This window comes from Nocardia sp. NPDC056611, from assembly GCF_042792755.1.
GTDB lineage: Bacteria > Actinomycetota > Actinomycetes > Mycobacteriales > Mycobacteriaceae > Nocardia.
This window is the reverse complement of the sequence record NZ_JBHTVV010000007.1, coordinates 131,656-150,092: the sequence shown is the minus strand read 5'-3', so window position 1 is coordinate 150,092 and position 18,437 is coordinate 131,656. Positions and strand designations below refer to the sequence as shown.

General features: G+C 66.6%; 18 protein-coding genes. 14 read left to right on the top strand and 4 right to left on the bottom strand.

Features of this window, described 5'->3' with window-relative positions:
- Nucleotides 1-164 precede the first annotated feature (164 nt).
- Both ACFRAQ_RS31070 and ACFRAQ_RS31065 read right to left on the bottom strand, forming a co-directional pair.
- Entirely contained in the window at nucleotides 165-1,289 is a 1,125-nt protein-coding gene (locus tag ACFRAQ_RS31070; RefSeq protein WP_379105957.1) for an acyl-CoA dehydrogenase family protein, read from the bottom strand.
- A gap of 97 nt (nucleotides 1,290-1,386) precedes the next feature.
- A complete protein-coding gene (locus ACFRAQ_RS31065; RefSeq protein WP_357282739.1) occupies nucleotides 1,387-2,580 on the bottom strand; it encodes an acyl-CoA dehydrogenase family protein in 1,194 nt (397 codons plus the stop codon).
- A gap of 153 nt (nucleotides 2,581-2,733) precedes the next feature.
- Here ACFRAQ_RS31065 and ACFRAQ_RS31060 point away from each other — a divergent pair, with 153 nt between their 5' ends.
- From ACFRAQ_RS31060 to ACFRAQ_RS31000, 13 genes are all read left to right on the top strand, one after another.
- Nucleotides 2,734-2,922: a ferredoxin gene (locus tag ACFRAQ_RS31060; RefSeq protein WP_213558270.1), complete on the top strand. Its 189-nt coding sequence runs from the start codon at nucleotides 2,734-2,736 to the stop codon at nucleotides 2,920-2,922.
- Nucleotides 2,923-2,987: 65 nt separating this feature from the next.
- The gene (locus ACFRAQ_RS31055) at nucleotides 2,988-3,890 is read left to right on the top strand and encodes a 3-oxoacyl-ACP reductase (RefSeq protein ID WP_379105955.1); all 903 of its coding nucleotides are present in this window, start codon (nucleotides 2,988-2,990) and stop codon (nucleotides 3,888-3,890) included.
- Between the two features lie 323 nt (nucleotides 3,891-4,213).
- Nucleotides 4,214-4,978, top strand: coding sequence for an ABC transporter permease (locus ACFRAQ_RS31050; protein ID WP_357282736.1), 765 nt, complete (start codon nucleotides 4,214-4,216; stop codon nucleotides 4,976-4,978).
- A gap of 4 nt (nucleotides 4,979-4,982) precedes the next feature.
- Nucleotides 4,983-5,834 carry an MlaE family ABC transporter permease gene (locus tag ACFRAQ_RS31045; RefSeq protein WP_379105952.1) on the top strand — a complete coding sequence of 284 codons (852 nt, stop codon included), beginning with the start codon at nucleotides 4,983-4,985 and terminating at the stop codon, nucleotides 5,832-5,834.
- Nucleotides 5,835-5,847: 13 nt separating this feature from the next.
- A complete protein-coding gene (locus ACFRAQ_RS31040; RefSeq protein ID WP_379105950.1) occupies nucleotides 5,848-7,089 on the top strand; it encodes an MCE family protein in 1,242 nt (413 codons plus the stop codon).
- Nucleotides 7,086-8,111, top strand: coding sequence for an MCE family protein (locus tag ACFRAQ_RS31035; RefSeq protein ID WP_379105948.1), 1,026 nt, complete (start codon nucleotides 7,086-7,088; stop codon nucleotides 8,109-8,111). Before ACFRAQ_RS31040 ends, ACFRAQ_RS31035 begins: the two co-directional genes overlap by 4 nt.
- Before the next feature lie 2 nt (nucleotides 8,112-8,113).
- Nucleotides 8,114-9,166, top strand: a complete 1,053-nt coding sequence (locus ACFRAQ_RS31030; protein WP_379105946.1) for an MCE family protein — start codon at nucleotides 8,114-8,116, stop codon at nucleotides 9,164-9,166.
- Nucleotides 9,163-10,422 carry an MCE family protein gene (locus tag ACFRAQ_RS31025; RefSeq protein WP_379105944.1) on the top strand — a complete coding sequence of 420 codons (1,260 nt, stop codon included), beginning with the start codon at nucleotides 9,163-9,165 and terminating at the stop codon, nucleotides 10,420-10,422. Before ACFRAQ_RS31030 ends, ACFRAQ_RS31025 begins: the two co-directional genes overlap by 4 nt.
- Nucleotides 10,422-11,648 (top strand): MCE family protein, encoded by a 1,227-nt coding sequence (locus ACFRAQ_RS31020; RefSeq protein WP_379105942.1) that lies wholly within the window; start codon nucleotides 10,422-10,424, stop codon nucleotides 11,646-11,648. Before ACFRAQ_RS31025 ends, ACFRAQ_RS31020 begins: the two co-directional genes overlap by 1 nt.
- Nucleotides 11,645-13,090 (top strand): MCE family protein, encoded by a 1,446-nt coding sequence (locus ACFRAQ_RS31015; RefSeq protein WP_379105940.1) that lies wholly within the window; start codon nucleotides 11,645-11,647, stop codon nucleotides 13,088-13,090. Before ACFRAQ_RS31020 ends, ACFRAQ_RS31015 begins: the two co-directional genes overlap by 4 nt.
- Complete coding sequence (locus ACFRAQ_RS31010; protein WP_379105938.1) at nucleotides 13,087-13,941, top strand: hypothetical protein; 855 nt, start codon at nucleotides 13,087-13,089, stop codon at nucleotides 13,939-13,941. The genes ACFRAQ_RS31015 and ACFRAQ_RS31010 overlap by 4 nt, the downstream gene beginning before the upstream one ends.
- The gene (locus ACFRAQ_RS31005; RefSeq protein ID WP_379105936.1) at nucleotides 13,938-14,420 is read left to right on the top strand and encodes a h domain protein; all 483 of its coding nucleotides are present in this window, start codon (nucleotides 13,938-13,940) and stop codon (nucleotides 14,418-14,420) included. The genes ACFRAQ_RS31010 and ACFRAQ_RS31005 overlap by 4 nt, the downstream gene beginning before the upstream one ends.
- 259 nt (nucleotides 14,421-14,679) lie before the next feature.
- Nucleotides 14,680-15,618 carry an oxidoreductase gene (locus ACFRAQ_RS31000; protein WP_379105934.1) on the top strand — a complete coding sequence of 313 codons (939 nt, stop codon included), beginning with the start codon at nucleotides 14,680-14,682 and terminating at the stop codon, nucleotides 15,616-15,618.
- Between the two features lie 48 nt (nucleotides 15,619-15,666).
- Here the strand turns inward: ACFRAQ_RS31000 and ACFRAQ_RS30995 are convergent, their stop codons facing one another.
- Both ACFRAQ_RS30995 and ACFRAQ_RS30990 read right to left on the bottom strand, forming a co-directional pair.
- Nucleotides 15,667-17,148, bottom strand: coding sequence for a trehalose-6-phosphate synthase (locus tag ACFRAQ_RS30995; RefSeq protein WP_379105932.1), 1,482 nt, complete (start codon nucleotides 17,146-17,148; stop codon nucleotides 15,667-15,669).
- Between the two features lie 3 nt (nucleotides 17,149-17,151).
- Entirely contained in the window at nucleotides 17,152-17,319 is a 168-nt protein-coding gene (locus ACFRAQ_RS30990; protein WP_167659823.1) for a hypothetical protein, read from the bottom strand.
- Between the two features lie 189 nt (nucleotides 17,320-17,508).
- On the opposite strand from ACFRAQ_RS30990, the gene ACFRAQ_RS30985 reads away from it, so the two are divergent.
- The gene (locus ACFRAQ_RS30985; RefSeq protein ID WP_379105930.1) at nucleotides 17,509-18,342 is read left to right on the top strand and encodes an alpha/beta fold hydrolase; all 834 of its coding nucleotides are present in this window, start codon (nucleotides 17,509-17,511) and stop codon (nucleotides 18,340-18,342) included.
- Nucleotides 18,343-18,437 lie beyond the last annotated feature (95 nt).

The following is an 18,437-nucleotide window of genomic DNA, read 5'->3' as shown; positions in this document are numbered from 1 at the left end:
CGGAAAACCGCGAGGCGGTGACACGAAAACGGCGAGGCGGTGGCCGGTATGGGAGCCACCACCTCGCCGTCGGCCGCGTTTGCAGGGTCGGCCGAGTCTCCAGGCCCAACCGGGCCGTGGGGTCTCAGGGGCTTGCCCCCGAGAGTGACGAGAGTTGTTCGTTCTTACTGCGCGTCGGCGAGCAGGGAGCCCAGGGCGCGCAGGTGATCGGTCGCGCCGCCGAGCGCGAACTCGTTGTGCTTGGCCGCCGTGAAGTACTGGTTCACGATGTGGTCGCGGTCGATGCCGACGCCGCCGTGCACGTGCACCACGGTGTGGGCGACGCGGTGTCCGGCCTCGGCGGCCCAGAACTTGGCGGTGTGCACCTCGGCGGTGGCGGGCAGGCCCTCGGCGATCCGCCAGGCCGCCTGCTGCACGGCCAGGCGCACGCCCTGCACGTCGATGTAGCCGTCGGCGAGGCGCTGGGCCACGGCCTGGAAGCTACCGATCTTGCGGTTGAACTGCTCGCGCTCACGGGCGTAGTCGGCGACCAGTTCCAGGCCCTTCTCGACGACGCCGAGCTGGGTGGCGGCCAGGCCGAGCCAGGCGCGCTCCAGCAGCCAGGTCAGGATCTCGCCGCCCTGTTCGAGGGTGCCCACCAGTTCGGCGGGGGTGCCGGCGAATTCGACCTCGGCCTCGGGGGAGCGGTCGGTGACGATCTGGTCCTCGACGCGCACCGAGGCGTGCGACGGGTCGACCAGGAAGACGGCGGGGGCGCCGTCGACGGTGGCGGACACCAGGATTCGCGCCGCCTGACGGGCGAAGGGCACGGTGGTCTTGAGGCCGGTGAGCTGCCAGCCGTCGCCCGCGATGGCGGTGGTGACGGGCTTGGCCGGCTCCCAGTTGCGCTCCTCGCTCAGCGCGGCGGTGAGGATGACCTCGCCGGTCGCGGCCTGGGCGGCCAGCTCGCGCTGGGCGGCGGAACCGAACTGCGCGAGCGCGCCCGCGCCGAGCACGATCGACCACAGGTAGGGCACGGGGGCGACGGACTTGCCGATCTCGCGCAGGATGGCGGTCTGCTCGAGCACGCCGAAGTCACTGCCGCCCACGCTCTCCGGCAGGGCCGCGGCCAGCACGCCGGTCTCGGCGAGCGAGCCCCACAGGCCGGCGTCGAAGCGCACGGTGCGGTTGCCGTCGGCGTCGGTGTTCTTGTCGAGCTCACGCAGCCGGTCGGCGGTGACCAGCTTGCCGGTGACCTCGGCGGTGAGGCGGGCCAGATCCTGCTGCGCCTCGGTGAGGGTGAAATCCATGATGGGTACCTTGGTTTTCGTGCGATGTGCGGGTCAGGCCCGGGGGAGGCAGCTTGCGTAACCACGTAGGGCCCGCTCACATCGCTGATGGGCACAGCTAGCGCGCGGCGGCGGGCTGCTTGAGGGCGGTCATGGCGATGATGTCGCGCTGCACCTCGTTGGTGCCGCCGCCGAAGGTGAGGATCAGGCAGGCGCGGTGCATGCGCTCGAGGCGGCCGCGCAGCTGCGAGCCCGCCGAGTCCTGGCGCAGGTAGGCCTGCGGGCCGAGGATCTCCATCAGCGCCCGGTAGGCCTCGGTGGCCAGTTCGGTGCCGTACACCTTGGTGGCGGAGGCGTCCCACGGCCGCGGCGCGGCGTCGCCGCCCTGGTCGGCGCGCGAGGCGATCTCCCAGTTGGTCAGCTTCAGGTATTCGACCTTGGCGTGGATGCGGGCCAGCGACACCTGCACCCATTCCTGGTCGATGACGCGCTGGCCGTTGGCGGTCTTGGTGTTGCGCGCCCACTCGGTGACCTGGGCGACGGCCAGGGCCAGCGGCGCGGAGGAGGTCAGCGCGACGCGCTCGTGGTTGAGCTGGTTGGTGACCAGCGCCCAGCCGCCGTTCTCCGGGCCCACCATGTCGGAGTTCTTGACCCGCACGTCCTGGTAGTAGGTGGCGGAGGTGTCCGGACCGGCCATGGTGTGCACGGGCGTCCACGAGAAGCCCTCGGCGTCGGTCGGCATGATGAACATCGAGATGCCCTTGTGCTTCTTGGCATTCGGGTCGGTGCGCGCGGCCAGCCACACGTAGTCGGCGTAGGCGATGAGGGAGGTCCACATCTTCTGGCCGTTGATGATCCAGTCGTCGCCGTCGCGGACCGCGGAGGTGCGCAGCGAGGCCAGGTCGGTGCCGGCGCCGGGCTCCGAATAGCCGATGGCGAAGTGCAGCTGACCGGCGGCGATCTTGGGCAGGAAGAACTTCTTCTGCTCCTCGGTGCCGTAGTGCATGATGGTCGGCGCGACCGAGTTGATGGTCAGGAACGGCACCGGAGCGCCGGCGATGGCGGCCTCGTCGGTGAAGATCAGCTGATCCATGGTGGACCGGTCCTGGCCGCCGTACTCCTTGGGCCAGCCCAGGGCGAGCCAGCCGTCGCGGCCCATCTCCTCGACGACCTCGCGGTAGACATTGCCCTCGCCGTACTCTCCGGTCTGGGCCGAAAGCGCTTGCCGCCGTTCGGGAGTGATGAGCTTGGTGAAATAGTCACGCAGCTCGGCACGCAGCTGTTCCTGTTGCGGCGTGTAGGCGATACGCATAGCAGTACCTCTAGCCTTCGTTTCTCGGTTCTGCCGATCATCGCATGCGAGTGAAACATGTTCCAGTATTGGTTGCGGTTAGGGCTACTTTGCTGTTCTGGGCGGGGGTCTGCTTGTTAGGCTCGGGCAGAACCTGTGTTGAAGGAGAGAACTATGAAGGTCATCGTCGATTTCGATCAGTGCGAAGCGAACGGGATCTGCGTTGGAATCGCCCCTGACGTGTTCGATCTCGATGACGACGACAACTTGCACGTCAACGAGGTCGCGGTCACCGAGGACAACCGCAAGGACATCGAGTCGTCCGTGGCGCAGTGCCCCAAGGCCGCGCTGAAGCTGGTCTGAGGCCAGCCCCGCCCGCCGGGGCCGGTCCTTGCCCGGCGGGTGGAACACGTTCTAGAGTCGCCCTCGTGAGCGAATCTGATGTGAGTCTTTCCGGCCGGGTTGCCGTCGTTACCGGTGCCGGCGCCGGGCTCGGCCGGGCCGAAGCCCTCGAGCTGGCCCGCGCGGGCGCGTCGATCATCGTCAACGACCTTGCCGAGAACGACGCGGTCAGCGCAACCCTCGCCGATATCCGGGCGCTGGGCGTGAAGGCGGAGTTCGTCGGCGGCAGCATCGCCGAGCGGTCCACCGCCGATGCCATCATCCGTACCGCGGAGGAGTCCCTCGGCGGCCTGGACATCGTGGTCAACAATGCCGGGATCACCCGGGACAAGATGTTGTTCAACATGTCCGACGAGGACTTCGACGCGGTCGTCGCCGTGCACCTGCGCGGGCACTTCCTGCTGACCCGCAACGCGGCCGCCTACTGGCGTGCCAAGTTCAAGGAGACCGGTGCCCCCGTCTACGGGCGCATCATCAACACGTCCTCCGAGGCCGGTCTGCTCGGCCCCGCCGGTCAGGCGAACTACGGTGCGGCCAAGGCCGGTATCACCGCGCTGACCCTGTCCGCGGCCCGGGCGCTGGAGCAGGTCGGTGTGCGCGCCAACGCGATCGCCCCCCGCGCGCGTACCGCCATGACGGAGAACGTCTTCTCCGCGGCTCCCGACGAGGGCCCGGACCCGCTGTCGCCCGATCATGTCGCGCGCCTGGTGGCCTTCCTGGCCTCCCCGGCGGCCGAGAAGATCACCGGTCAGCTGTTCGTCGTCTACGGCCCGATGGTGGCCCTGATGGCGGCCCCCGTCGTCGAGCAGCGCTTCGACGCCGTCGGCGAGTTCACCCGCGAGGGCCTGGCCGAGACGCTCGGCGGCTACTTCGCCGAACGCGCGTCGGACGCCACTTTCTCGGCTTCCTCTCTGAAGGATCTGGGCTGAGGTTTTCACCTCGATTTCCCCGTATGGGGGCCGCGTGTCGTCTTGACGGACCCGGCCCCCGACCCTGCAGTTGATCGCGAGATCGAACATTGGTAGGAATGGGGATCAACTATGTGTGTCGCCTCACAATGCGGCATACGTCTGACGGTTAGGCTCACCTGAACATGTTCTTGAAACTGGACACCGGTTCAGAAAGAGGGCCTGTTCAAAGCATTGGAAACCTTCCCGAACCGTATGAGAACGTGTTCTAATCTTCGGCGGGACCGAGATCACATTCAGATTTCGGTTGCTATCGCTAGGCAGGGGCAGGAGGAATAGCGGGAATGAATGAAGTCCTTGCCGTACCGCTGCGGGCGGTCGGAGGGTTCTTCGAACTCGCCGGCGCGGTCGCTCGCGCTGCAGTACGGCCCCCGTTCCAGCGACGGGAATTCATCGATCAGTCCTGGTTCATCGCCAGGGTCTCCATGTTTCCCACGCTGATGGTGGCGATTCCGTTCACCGTGCTCGTGGTCTTCACGCTCAACATTCTTTTGCGCGAGATCGGTGCGGCCGACCTCTCGGGCGCGGGTGCGGCGTTCGGTGCGATCACCCAGATCGGCCCGATGGTCACGGTGCTCATCGTGGCCGGCGCGGGCGCGACGGCCATCTGCGCCGACCTCGGCGCCCGCACCATCCGCGAAGAGATCGACGCGATGAAGGTGCTCGGCATCGATCCGATTCAGCGCCTGGTGGTTCCGCGCGTGCTGGCCTCGATGTTCGTGGCCTTCCTGCTCAACGGCCTGGTGTCCGCCATCGGCATCCTGGGCGGCTTCGTGTTCTCGGTCTTCTTGCAGGGCGTGAACCCGGGCGCGTTCGTCAACGGCATCACCCTGCTGACCCATCTCCCGGAGCTCGTCATCTCCGAGGTGAAGGCCATGCTGTTCGGTCTCGTCGCCGGACTGGTCGCGTGCTACCTGGGCCTGAACGTCAAGGGCGGTCCCAAGAGTGTCGGCGACGCCGTGAACCAGACGGTCGTGTTCGCCTTCATGGCGCTGTTCGTCATCAATGTCGTGATGACCGCCATCAGCATCAAGTTCGCGGCGCGGTGATCAGATGGCTTTCGTAATCCAATCTCGTTTTCCCAAGGTGACCAAGCGCTTTCAGCGCTTCACCGAGGCGCTCGACTCGGTCGGCAAGCACGCGGTGTTCTACGCGCGCTCGATCGCGTCGGTGCCCAAGGCGCTGGTGCACTACCGCACCGAGACCATCCGGCTGATCGCCGAGATCTCGATGGGCACCGGCGCTCTCGCGGTCATCGGCGGCACCGTCGTGATCGTCGGCTTCCTGACCCTGGCCGCCGGTGGCACCATCGCCGTGCAGGGCTACAGCTCGCTCGGCAATATCGGCGTCGAGGCCCTCACCGGCTTCTTCGCGGCGTTCATCAACGTCCGCATCGCGGCACCGGTCATCTCGGGCATCGGCCTGGCGGCGACGCTGGGCGCGGGAACCACGGCACAATTGGGCGCCATGCGCGTCTCCGAAGAGATCGACGCCCTCGAGGTGATGGCCATCCGGCCCATCCCCTTCCTGGTGGGCACTCGCATGCTGGCGGGCATCCTCGCCATCATCCCGTTGTACTCACTGGCGGTCATCGCCTCGTTCATCGCCTCGCGTTTCGCGACGGTGCAGATCTACGGGCAGTCGGCCGGTGTGTACGACCACTACTTCTCGACCTTCCTGATCCCCAGCGACATCCTCTGGTCCTTCGCGCAGGCGATCTTCATGGCCATGGCGGTCATGCTGATCCACACCTACTACGGCTACAACGCCGCGGGCGGACCGGTCGGCGTAGGCGTGGCGGTAGGTAATGCGGTGCGGGCCTCGCTGATCGCAGTCGTCACGGTGACGCTGATGATGTCGCTGGCCATCTACGGCACCTCCGGCAATTTCCATCTCTCCGGGTAGGGGCGGGACGAACATGGTCCAACAACAAGGCGGGACGGCGAGCCCGATCGGCTCGCCGTTCGTCCAGAAGCCAGCGCCGAAGCGCTACCTCGACCAGGGGTGGGTGGTCCGGCTGGCCGGCGCCGGCCTGGTGCTCGGCCTGGTCGCCGTAGTCGTGTTCTGCCTGGTGAGTTTCGCCGGCGGTTTCACGAATACCGCTATGGTGACTGTCAATTCGCCGCGCGCGGGTCTGGTCATGGATCGCGATGCCAAGGTGAAGATCCGCGGTGTCGAGATCGGCCGGGTCAAGTCGATCGACGAGACGCCCGAGGGCGCGCGCATCGAACTCTCCATGGATCCGGACAAGCTGAAGCTGGTGCCGGCCAACGCGACCGTCGACATCAACTCCACCACCGTGTTCGGCGCGAAGTACATCAACTTCATCGAGCCGCAGAACCCGTCGGGCCAGCTGCACGCGGGAGCCGTGGTGCAGGCCGATGGCGTGACCGTCGAATTCAATACGCTGTTCCAGCATTTGAGCGATGTGCTCAACAAGGTGCAGCCGGAGAAGCTGAACGCCACGCTGACCGCGCTGGGCACCGCCCTGCAGGGCCGTGGCGAGAAGCTGGGCCTGCTGCTGTCGGACAGCGACGAGTTCCTCAAGCAGATCAATCCCTCGCTGCCCACGTTGCAGGAGGACCTGCGCAAGACCGCCTCGGTCACCGGCACCTACTCCGACACCGTCGGGGACCTGCTGCGCGTCACCGACAACATGCAGGTGACCGGCAAGACCATCACCGATGAGCAGGCGCGCGTGGACGATCTGCTGACCAACCTCATCGGGTTGGCCGATACCTCGAACTCGGTGCTGAAGCCCAGCGAGAACGATCTGATCAAGTCGCTGAACCTGTTGCGGCCCACCACGGATCTGCTGTTCGAATACCGGTCGGCGCTGTACTGCACCATCATGACCTTCGGTATGAATGTGCCGCTGATGGACGAGCTCATCGGTGGCAGGTACCCGGCCTTCTCCATGAACGCCGGCATCATGCCCAGCGGCACGCCGTACCAGTTCCCCGAGGACCTGCCGAAGGTGAACGCCACCGGCGGCCCGCACTGCGAGAACACCTTCGACCTGACGGGCGGTCAGAAGGCCAACTTCCTGATGACCGATACCTCGGAGGGCCACATCTGGGCCCCGGCCACGCAGCCGCATCCGTCCAAGACCGTCTTCGAGATCCTGTTCGACCAGCTCCCGGGGGTCGGTAAGAAGTGAAATTCAAACCACACGCCACCACCGTCAAACTCAGCGTTTTCGGCATCGCCATGCTGCTGATCCTGGCGCTGCTGGTGGTCGTCTTCAGCCAGATGCGCTTCGCCCGGGAGACCGGCTATCGCGCGGTGTTCACCTCGTCCTCGGGCATGCTGCCCGGGTCGAAGGTGCGGATCGCGGGCGTCCCGGTCGGTTCGGTGAGCCGGGTCTACGTCGGCAAGGACCACCAGGCGCACGTCGAGTTCGACGTGGACCGCAAGTACAAGCTCTACGCCAGCACCAAGGCGGCCATCCGCTACGAGAACCTGGTCGGCGACCGCTACCTCGAACTGATGGACGGCCCGGGCACGGCGACCCCGCTGCGCTCCGGCGGCTCCATCGATCTCGACCACACCCAGCCCGCGCTGGATCTGGACATGCTGCTGGGCGGGTTCAAACCGCTGTTGCGCGGCTTGAATCCGACCCAGGTCAACAGCCTGACCGAGGCGCTGCTGCAGATCTTCCAGGGACAGGGCGGCACGCTGGTCTCGCTGCTGAACAGCGGCGGCGACTTCGGCAAGACCCTCGCCTCGCGCGATGCCCTGATCGGCAGCGTGATCGAGAACCTGAAGACGGTACTGGCCACCATCGACGACCGTGACAAGGCCTTCGGCACCACCCTGGACGAATTGCAGCGTCTGGTCAGTGGATTGGCCGCGGACAAGGACCCGATCGGCGCGGCCCTGCCCCGGATCGCCGGAGCCACCGGTGATCTCACCGAACTGCTCAAGGCGGCCAGGCCGGATCTGAAGAACACGGTGGAGCAGTTGGGCCGCGCGGCAACGGTTCTCGACGACGGCCGCGACGAGTTCCAGACGGTGCTCTCGGCGCTGCCGAGTACCTACAAGAAGCTGACCCGCATCGGTGCCTACGGATCGTTCCTGAACATCTACGCGTGCAGCACCGACATCATGTTCACCGGGCCCGACGGCAAGGATGTGCGTCTTGCCCTGCCTGGCAGCCAGTTCGACGGGAGGTGTGGATAGTCATGGGACAACGCGTCATCAATATCGGCGTCGTCGGCATCGTCGTGGTCGTGAGCATCTGCCTCACCGCCCTGCAATTCGATCGGCTGCCGTTCGTCCGCTCGGGCGCGCAGTTCAGCGCGTACTTCGCCGACGCGGGCGGGCTGCTGCCGGGTGATCAGGTCCAGGTGGCCGGCGTGAAGTCCGGCCGGGTGGACACAGTGGCGCTGGACGGCCCGAAGGTGAAGGTCTCCTTCACCCTGGACGAGTCGATCGTGCTGGGCACCAAGACCACCGCCGCGATCAAGACCAACACGGTGCTGGGCCGCAAGTCGCTCGAGGTGGCTCCGGAGGGGGACGGCGCGCTGAAGCGTGATCAGCCGATTCCCTTGGAGCGCACCACGTCTCCGTACTCGCTCAACGACGCCCTGCAGGATCTGTCGGGCACCGTGAAGGACCTCGACATGGACCGGGTCAACCAGACCCTGGACGCGCTGTCGACCACCTTCAAGGACACGCCGGCTCCGCTGCGCTCGGCGCTGGACGGCATCACCCAGCTGTCCAAGAGCATCAACACCCGCGACAAGGCGCTGACGGACCTGCTGGGCAAGGCCCAGGGCGTCACCAAGGTGCTGTCCGATCGGGCCGCGAAGATCAATTCGCTGCTCGTGGACGGCAACAACCTGCTCGGTGAACTGGATGCCCGCCGGGGCGCGATCAGCCAGCTGATCACCTACATCAACGGCCTGTCCAAACAGCTCAGCGGCTTCGTCAACGACAACCAGGCGGCGCTGAAACCGGCGTTGGACAAGTTGAATTCGGTGCTGGCACTGCTGCAGAAGAACAAGCAGAACATCTCCGACGCGCTCGACGCGCTCGGCCCCTACGCCGGTGCGCTCGGTGAGCAGGTCGGCAGCGGTCCGTACTTCCAGGCGTACATCGTCAACTGGAACAGCCCGATGCTGCAGGCTCTTTCCGACGCGCTGGTCTGGCCGCAGAACCTGCCCGAAGCGCTGAAGAACATGCAGAGCGGCGGCCTCCAGCCTCGCCCGCTGATCACGGAGCTGCCGAAATGACGACTGTGCTCGACAAAATCCGCGGTCTGCCGCGCTGGACCCGCGTGGCGGCGATCGTGACGTTGGTCGCGATCGTGGCCGGGGGTGCGTACACCGGGGTCTCCCGGATCGGCAAGCCGCAGATCACCGCCTACTTCCCGTCCACCGTCGGCCTGTACAAGGGCGACGAGGTGCGGATCCTCGGCGTCCGCGTGGGCACCATCGACTCCGTGGATCCCGGCAAGGACAAGGCCACGGTCAAGATGACCATCGACCGCGGCGTCGACATCCCCGCCGACGCCAAGGCCGTGCTGATCTCCCCGTCCGTGGTGTCGGCCCGGTTCATCCAGCTGGCCCCGGCCTACACCGGCGGCGCGAAGATGCACGACGGCTCGGTCATTCCGCTCGAGCGGACCGCCGTCCCGGTCGAGTGGGACGACATCAAGGCCGAATTGAACAAGCTGGCAACCTCTCTCGGGCCGGTCGGCGAGGACAAGCAGGGCTCGTTCGGGCGCTTGGTCAATACCGCCGCCGACAACCTCGACGGCAACGGCCAGGCCTTCCGCGACACCCTCAAGGAGCTGTCGGCCACGCTGACCACGCTGTCGGACGGTCGCACCGACCTGTTCGGCACCATCAAGAACCTGCAGCAGTTCGTGGACGTGCTCTCCAAGAGCAACGACCAGATCGTGCAGTTCGGCGGCCGGCTGGCGTCGGTATCCCAGGTGCTGGCGGGCGTATCCGGTGATCTCGGAGCGGGTTTGGACAATCTGGACTCCGCGGTCTCCGACGTGAAGAAGTTCCTCGACGCGCACGGCGGGGCGCTGAGCACGGACCTGGCGCAGCTCGCCGACGTCACCAACACGCTGGTGCAGAGCAAGCCGCAGATCGAACAGGTGCTGCACACCGCGCCGACCGCTCTCGTGAACTTCTATCAGCTGTACAACCCCGCGCAGGGCACGGTCGCCGGCTATCCGGTGTTCGCCGGCTTCAACTCACCCTTGAGCTTCATCTGTGGCTCCATCGACAACATCTCCACCGGCAACGGCCACGAGAGCGCCCAGATGTGCGCGCAGTACCTGGCCCCGGTGATCCAGAACCTGGCGATGAACTACCCGCCGCTGCTCATGAACGACGGCACGGGCGCGACGGCGTTGCCGCGCCAGCTGGTGCCCAGCACGCCCGACGTCGCCGCGCGGTACGCCGGGCAGGGCGAACGGGCGCCGGTCGGGATCCCGAACGGGCTGTCGGGTCTCGCCATTCCGGGAGGGAACTGATGAATACTCGTCGCCGCAGGGTGGCGGGCCTGGCGATCGGTGTCGCGGTCGCTCTGAGCGCCACCGGATGTGATTGGGACGGTCTCAACACCGTCTCCATGCCGGGTTCCGCCGGAACCGGTTCCGATGCTTGGCACATCAAGGTGCAGATGCCGAATGTCACCACCCTGACCCGCAATTCGCCGGTCCTGGTGAACGACGTGACCGTCGGCACGGTCACCGGTATCGAGGTGCAGGACTGGCACGCGCTGGTCAGCATCGGGCTCGACAAGGACGTGAAGCTGCCCGCGAACGCCATCGCGAAGATCGGGCAGACCTCGCTGCTGGGCAGTAATCACGTCGAATTGGCCGCGCCGGCCGATATTCCCGCCACCGGGCAACTGCACGACGGTGACATCATCACGCTGGAGCGGGCGGGGCAGTACCCGACCACCGAGCAGACGCTGTCCTCGTTGTCGGTGGTGCTCAACGGTGGCGGTATCAGCCAGCTGGAGAACATCACCCACGAGCTGAACACCGCGTTCACCGGCCGCACCGACGCGATCCGCGACCTGCTGCCGCAGCTGAACCAGATGGTCGGGACGCTCAACGCTCAGACCACCGACATCATCAACGCGATGAGCGGGCTGGATCGGCTGTCGGGAACGCTGGTGCAGGAAAAGGATCGGGTGGCCAGCGCCATCGACAACATCCATCCCGCGCTGACCGTGCTCGCGAACAAGCGGGAGCAGATCACCAATGCGCTGACCGCGGCGGGTGACCTCAGCGAAGTGGTCAAACGGATCATCGACAATGCCGGTGACGACCTGAAGGCCGAGATCGCCGATCTGGGACCGACTCTGGAACAGATCGCCAACACCAGCGACAACTTCACCAGGTCGCTGAACATGATGCTGACCTTCCCGTTCCCCTTCAAGTACATCGACCGGTACATCCGCGGCGACTACATGAACGTGAAGATCACCTTCGATCTGACTGCGGCCCGGCTGGATTCCAACTTCCTCACCGGAACCCCGCTGGGTGGACGGTTCGGCGGTGTGGAGGGTGCGCTCGGCCAAGGGGCCGGCGTGGCGGGCGATCAGGGCGATCCCGCCAAGACTCCGCTGCAGCAGCAACCGTCCTCGACCCAGCCGTCGCCGACCGTGCCCGGCCTGCCGGGCCTGAACATTCCGGGCCTGCCCGCCATTCCCGGAATCACCGTGCCGCAAGGGGACCCGGGCAAATGAAACTGAGTCGCTTCGTCAAGATTCAGCTCGCCATCTTCACCGTGCTGACCGTCATCGGCATCACGGTGATGGGTGGGGAGTACGTGAAGCTGCCCGCCATGTTCGGCATCGGCCGGTATGACGTGACGGTGAAGCTGGCCGCTACCGGCGGTCTGTACGAGCATGCCAATGTCGCCTACCGCGGAACCAACGTGGGCAAGGTGGATTCGGTGGTGCTGACCCCGCAGGGTGTCGACGCCAAGCTGTCCATCGAGTCCGACTTCAAGATCCCGTCCGATGTGGACGCCTGGGTCAAGTCGGTCTCGGCCATCGGTGAGCAGTACGTGGACCTGGTGCCCAAGGACAACCCGCAGGGCGGCAATCTGCGCGACGGTTCGGTCATCCCGGTCGACCGCACCAAGCTGCCGATGGATATCGGCGGCATTCTGGACCGCACCGACCGGCTGCTCTCCAGCGTCGCGGACACCCGCCTGCAGCAGGTGATCGAGCAGGCGTTCCTCGCCTTCAACGGCGCGGGCCCGGATCTGGAACGGCTGCTCGACTCCGCGTCGCTGCTGGTCCAGGAGGCCAAGAACAACACCGATGCCACCAAGGATCTGATCGACAAGATCGGCCCGCTGCTGGACACCCAGATCGAGTCCGACTCCGCCATCCGCGGGTGGACCAAGGACCTGGCCACCGTCACCGATCAACTCCGCGAGCACGATCCGGCGCTGCGCAATGTGATCGACCACGGCCCGGGCGCGCTCAACAAGGCCACCGAGCTGTTCGAGGACTTGAAGCCGACCGTGCCGCTGCTGGCGCAGAACCTGGTCAGCCTCGGCCAGGTCGGCGTCACCTACCACGCCAGCGTGGAGCAGTTGCTGGTCATTTTCCCGCCGCTGATCGGTGCGCTGATGACGCTCGCCAAGGGCAGCCCGACCGAGTACGGCGGCAAGGTCGACTTCAAGATCGGCCTCAATGACCCGAAGGGCTGCACCACGGGCTTCCTGGCGCCTGAGGACCGGCGCTCGCCGGCCGACTACACGGGTCCGACCCCGGAGACCCCGAAGGGGCTGTACTGCAAGATTCCGCAGAACTCCCCGGACGTGGTCCGCGGTGTCCGCAACAACCCCTGTATGGATGTGCCCGGCAAGCGAGCGGCCACGGTGCAACAGTGCCATGACCCCGAGGGCTACCAGCCGCTCGGCGACAACCCGGCCTTCGGTAAGCCGAACCCGGTGGACAACAACGGCAAGCCCACGTTCACTCCGAGTTCGCTGGAGACCGGCGGGCAACCGGGAGCCGCGCCTGCGAGTGTGACGACGAGAACGTACGATCCGAAGAGTGGCACGTATCTCGGGCCGGACGGTGTACTCACCCGCCAGGCCGATATCGGGCCCGATGGTTCCGGCATCGTGCCGGCTAACTGGCAAACAATGCTTCAGGAGCAACAACGATGAGTGATCCCACGGTGGTGAACAGCAAGACCCGGCGGAAGGCCGTGCGGTCAGAAGGACCGCCGGTCCACGACGGGGATGCACCCATAGCGGAGGTCACCACCGTGAAGGCCGCGGGTGTCGAGGCTGCTGCCGCGACCCCCGAGGCCGACGCCCCCGAGGTCGCCGAAACCGGCGTCACCACCGTGAAGACGGTCGTGACGCCGGAAGCCGGCGACGATGCGGGGGACGCCGCGGACGCTCCGGTCGCGGCGGAATCGGCTGAGCCGGCGCACGAGTCGCTCGAGGTGGTCGAGGGCGCTCCGGCGGTCGCGGCCGACGCCGAGGATTCCGAGGCCACCACCGACGGCGAGGAGACGAAGGACGGCCGCAAGTGGCCGGTCCTGCTGTTCGGCGCCGCGGCGGCGCTGTGCCTGGTCGCGCTGGCGACCAGCCTGATCTTCTGGATTCCGGCGCACAACGCCGCGGACAAGAACGAGCAGCTGCGCGCGGACTACACCCAGACCGCCAAGCAGGCCGTCCTGAACATCACCACCATCAAGGTGGACACCGTCAAGGACGACATCAACCGGGTGCTCTCGGTGGCGTCGGGCCAGCTCAAGGACGAATACTCCTCCCGCAGCGACGCTTACGCCGATGTCATCAAGCAGGCGAACGTGAAGGCCAGCGGCCAGGTCGTGGAGACCGCCGTCGAGTCCTACGACGACCGCTCCGCCCAGATCCTGGTCGCCGCCAAGCAGAACCTCACCAACGCCGGCTCGGATCAGCCGCAGCAGCGCGTCTACCGATTCCGTGTGACGATCACCCACGACGGTGACCAGTTCACCGCCTCGAAGCTGGAGTTCGTCTCGTGAGCAAGAACCGCATCCGGATCTCGGCCATCGCGGCCGTCATGGTGGCCACGCTGGCGGCAGCCGGCTGGTTCGGCTACGACGCCTGGCACATGAAGCAGCTCGACCACGCCCGCACCGAATCGGTGGACGCCGCGCGCAAGACGGTCGAGTCGATGTTCAGCTACAACTTCAACTCCGTCGACAAGGAGCTGCCCAAGGTCGCCGACGACCTCTCCGGCGGCTTCAAGGACGACTACCTCAAGCTCGTCAACGAATCCATCGCCCCCGGCGCCAAGGAAAAGCAGCTCACCGTCATCGCCTCCACCCAGGCGGGCGGGGTCATCGACGCCGACACCAAGCACGCCAAGGTGCTGCTGTTCCTCAATCAGATGACCACCAGCAAGGACAACCCCCAGGCCACCGCGAGCGGCAGCCGGGTGCGGGTCGACCTGGAGAAGAGCGGCAATCGCTGGCTGGTCTCCGAGGTCACCCCGATCTGACGATCACAGTGTGTAAGGCCGTGGCGCGCGGGATAACCCAGCGCGCCACGGCCTTTTCAGTGCGCGGATTCACGACAGGGGGCGAGCCGTGGGTGGCGGAACTCTTTGTCCGCGTGCGCTTCCTGCCGTCCAGTCGGGCCGACAACACGCCAATCGCCGAAACGGGTGGATGGGTGCCGGGGCGGGAGACGGTGCGTTAGGCGGTATTTCGAGGACGGTCGATGGGCTAAGTGGAAGCGGACCGTTCAGGATGTAACGCATGGGTACCAAGAACACGCGCTGGACCGCCGCCGACATTCCGGATCTCCACGGGCGCACCGCGATCGTCACCGGGTCCAGTGCCGGCCTGGGGCTCGAGACCGCGCTGCGGCTGGCCGAGCACGGGGCTCGGGTGGTCATGGCGTGCCGCAATGCCGAGAAGGCCGGGGCGGCCGCGGATCTCATCCGCGCGCGGGTGCCGGACGCCGAATTATTGTTCGTGGAGCTGGATCTGGCTTCGCTGGAGTCGGTGGGGAAGGCCGCGGTACGGCTGCACGACGAGGTCGAGCGGGTTGATCTGCTGGTCAACAATGCGGGGATGTTGAGCCGGGCGCGGAGTCTCACCGAGGACGGATTCGAGACGACGTTCGCGACCAATCATCTCGGGCCGTTCGCGTTCACCGGACAGGTGCTGGATTTGTTGCGGGCGGCCCCGGCGGGGCGGGTGGTGGCCGTGACCACGGGGTTCGCCTCCAAGAAGGAGGCCCCGATCGACCTCGATGATCTGTTCTTCGAGCGGCGGACCTACAAGGGATTCCAGGCCTACGCGCAGTCCAAGCTGGCCAATGTGCTGACCGCGTTCGAGTTGCAGCGGCGGCTCAACGGCACCGATACCGAGCTGATGTCGATCGCCGCGCATCCAGGGGCGGCCGAATCGGATTTCGCCCAGAACCTCGGGCCCGTCCTCACCTTCCTGTCGCGACCGTCGCTGCGCTGGGTGTTCCGGTTCGCCATGCAGACCGTCGAAATGGGTGCGCTCCCCACGCTGCGGGCAGCCACCGATCCCGCCGTCAACCCCGGAGATCTCTTCGGGCCGACCGGCTTCACCAAGGGCTACCCGATCCTGAACGAACCCAGTGAACAGGCGCTCGATCCGGAACTGGCGGCGCGGGTATGGGAAGCGTCGGAGCGGCTCACCGGAGTCACCTACCCGCTGTAGAACCACGAACGCCCCCTGGAAATTCCAGGGGGCGTTGGGTTTCCGTGGTCAGCGGCTCAGGTCCGGGTCCACGTCGTCGTCGGTGAGCAGGGCGCTGCCCGCGACGCGGTCGGTGGCCAGGGCGTCGAGGAAGGCGCGGGCCCACCGGTCGACGTCATGGGTCAGGACCTGACGTCGCATGGAGCGCATGCGTCGGCGGCGAGTGTCGCGGTCGTCGTCGATCGCGCCGATCAACGCGTCCTTGACGCTGTCCAGGTCGTGCGGGTTGCACAGGTAGGCCTGCCGCAATTCGGCTGCCGCGCCGGTGAACTCGCTCAGCACGAGTGCGCCGTTGAGGCTGCCCTGGCAGGCCACGTACTCCTTGGCGACCAGGTTCATGCCGTCGCGCAGCGGGGTCACCACCATGACGTCGGCGGCCACGAAGAACGCGATCAGCTCCTCGCGCGGGATGGGGCGGTGCAGGTAGTGCACCACCGGATAACCCACCCGGGCGAACTCGCCGTTGATGCGGCCCACCTGGCGTTCGATATCGCCGCGCATCTGCTTGTAGGACTCGACGCGTTCGCGGGACGGCGTGGCCAGCTGCACCATCACCGTGTCCGCGGGGTCGATGCGGCCGTCGTGCAGCAGCTCCTCGAGCGCGGCGAGCCGGATGTCGATGCCCTTGGTGTAGTCGAGGCGGTCGACGCCCAGCAGGATCGTCTTCGGATTGCCCAGCTCCGCACGGATTTTCGCGGCCCGCTCCCGCACATCGCGGCGGCGCGAATACTCGTCCAGTTCCGCGGAGGTGATGGAGATCGGGAACGCGCCCACCCGTACGGTGCGGAAACCCACCTGCACCACACCGAGTTTCGAGCGCACGCCCACATTGCCGCGCGACGTCGGCTGCCCGGCCAGCCTCCTGGCCAGATACAGGAAGTTCTGCGCGCCGCCCGGGAGATGGAAGCCGATCAGGTCGGCGCCGAGCAGGCCCTCGACGATCTCGGTGCGCCACGGCATCTGCATGAACAGTTCCACCGGCGGGAACGGAATGTGCAGGAAGAAGCCGATGGTCAGGTCGGGACGGAGCATGCGCAGCATCTTCGGCACCAGCTGCAGCTGGTAGTCCTGGACCCACACGGTCGCGCCCTCGGCGGCCACCTTCGCGGTGTACTCGGCGAAACGCCGATTCACCTGCACGTACGCCTGCCACCACTGGCGGTCGTAGACCGGCCGCACGATCACGTCGTGATACAGCGGCCACAGCGTCGCGTTGGAGAAGCCCTCGTAGTAATCGGCGACCTCGTCGCCCGACAACGGGACGGGATGCAGCTCCAGACCGTCCTCGACGATCGGATCGAGCTCCACGTCCGGGACGCCGGCCCAGCCGACCCAGGCGCCCTTGTTATTGCGCAGTACCGGTTCCAGTGCCGTCACCAGGCCGCCGGGGCTGCGCTTCCAGCGAGTGGTTCCGTCGGGCAGGCGCTCCAGGTCCACCGGGAGCCGGTTGGCGACGACGACGAAACCGGAGCCGGAGCTATCCGGGTGCACGGGTCATTCGCCTCGCGTCGGAGCGATGCCCAGCATCGACAGCAGCATGCGGCATTCGTCGGCGTCGGTGGCGTACGCCGCCACCACCCGCTGCGCCTGGCGCGCGGTTTCGTCGGCGAGCGGCTCCAGATCGTCGTCCGCGATGTCGTTTGCGCCGGTCTTCGCGGCCATCTCATGTCCTCTCGGAGAAGTCTGCTCGGTGCGAGGAGTCCATCGTATCCGCCAGGTAAGTCGGGCCTCGCCGCTGCTCGCATTGCGAGCCCTAACCGCAATGCGAGCGGGGACGAAACATTCCGTCGGCCCGGACCTATACGGTGGACGCAAAGAGAGTGGCAACACCTGATGTGAGGGGTCGCAAGCATGCCGTTGGCGACGGTGAACGGAATCTCGCTGAACTACCAGGTCAAGGGAGACCGGTCCAAGGGCACCGACGTCAAGGGGTCGGCGCCGCTGGTCGTCATGATCATGGGCACCGGCAGCGGCGGCCGGGTCTGGGAACTGCACCAGGTCCCCGCGCTGGTCGCGGCCGGATACCGGGTCTGCACCTTCGACAACCGCGGCATCGCGCCCTCCTTCGAATCACCCGCCGGGATCACCATCGAGGACCTGGTCCGCGACACCGTCGCCCTGATCGAATTCCTCGGCGAGGGGCCGGTCTTCCTGGTCGGCCAGTCGATGGGCTCGCGGGTCGCGCAGGAAGTCGCGCTCGCTCGCCCCGACCTGGTCCGCAAGGCCGTGTTCATGGCCGGACACGCCCGGCTCGACCAGTTCCAGAAAACTCTCGGACTCGGCGAGCACGACCTCGACGACGCCGGTGTGCGGCTGCCCGCCAAATACGAGGCCGCCATGACCGCCCTGATGAACCTCTCCCCGGCCTCGCTGGCCGACCAGCACGCGGCCCGCGACTGGCTCGACCTGTTCGAATTCACCGGCGGCCCGGTCACCCCGGGCGTGCGGGCGCAGCGCCGCATGGACCACGATTTCGACCGCACCGCGGCCTATCGCGGCATCACCGTGCCCTGCCTCGCGCTGGGCTTCGCGGACGATCGGATGATCCCGCCCTATCTCGCCCGCGAGGTCGCCGATATCATTCCGGGTGCCCGCTACCAGGAGGTTCCCGACGCCGGGCACTTCGGCTACCTGGAACAACCGGAGGTCGTCAATAAGATCCTTGTCGAATTCTTCGTGGCCTGAACGAAGTGCAGGTAACCGCCCAGCGGTAACGCCTGCCTTGCTAGGGTCGAATCAACGTCGGGGGCTCGTTCCAACACTGCGGTGGCTGGACGATC

Bases quoted from the DNA above. Each gene is read 5' to 3' on its own strand.
- ACFRAQ_RS31025 (WP_379105944.1), top strand. From the start codon at position 9,163: ATGACGACTGTGCTCGACAAAATCCGCGGTCTGCCGCGCTGGACCCGC.
- ACFRAQ_RS31060 (WP_213558270.1), top strand. From the start codon at position 2,734: ATGAAGGTCATCGTCGATTTCGATCAGTGCGAAGCGAACGGGATCTGC.
- ACFRAQ_RS31070 (WP_379105957.1), bottom strand. From the start codon at position 1,289: ATGGATTTCACCCTCACCGAGGCGCAGCAGGATCTGGCCCGCCTCACC.
- ACFRAQ_RS30985 (WP_379105930.1), top strand. From the start codon at position 17,509: ATGCCGTTGGCGACGGTGAACGGAATCTCGCTGAACTACCAGGTCAAG.
- ACFRAQ_RS30990 (WP_167659823.1), bottom strand. From the start codon at position 17,319: ATGGCCGCGAAGACCGGCGCAAACGACATCGCGGACGACGATCTGGAG.
- ACFRAQ_RS31030 (WP_379105946.1), top strand. From the start codon at position 8,114: ATGGGACAACGCGTCATCAATATCGGCGTCGTCGGCATCGTCGTGGTC.
- ACFRAQ_RS31000 (WP_379105934.1), top strand. From the start codon at position 14,680: ATGGGTACCAAGAACACGCGCTGGACCGCCGCCGACATTCCGGATCTC.
- ACFRAQ_RS31020 (WP_379105942.1), top strand. From the start codon at position 10,422: ATGAATACTCGTCGCCGCAGGGTGGCGGGCCTGGCGATCGGTGTCGCG.
- ACFRAQ_RS31015 (WP_379105940.1), top strand. From the start codon at position 11,645: ATGAAACTGAGTCGCTTCGTCAAGATTCAGCTCGCCATCTTCACCGTG.
- ACFRAQ_RS31065 (WP_357282739.1), bottom strand. From the start codon at position 2,580: ATGCGTATCGCCTACACGCCGCAACAGGAACAGCTGCGTGCCGAGCTG.
- ACFRAQ_RS31045 (WP_379105952.1), top strand. From the start codon at position 4,983: ATGGCTTTCGTAATCCAATCTCGTTTTCCCAAGGTGACCAAGCGCTTT.
- ACFRAQ_RS31010 (WP_379105938.1), top strand. From the start codon at position 13,087: ATGAGTGATCCCACGGTGGTGAACAGCAAGACCCGGCGGAAGGCCGTG.
- ACFRAQ_RS31050 (WP_357282736.1), top strand. From the start codon at position 4,214: ATGAATGAAGTCCTTGCCGTACCGCTGCGGGCGGTCGGAGGGTTCTTC.
- ACFRAQ_RS31040 (WP_379105950.1), top strand. From the start codon at position 5,848: ATGGTCCAACAACAAGGCGGGACGGCGAGCCCGATCGGCTCGCCGTTC.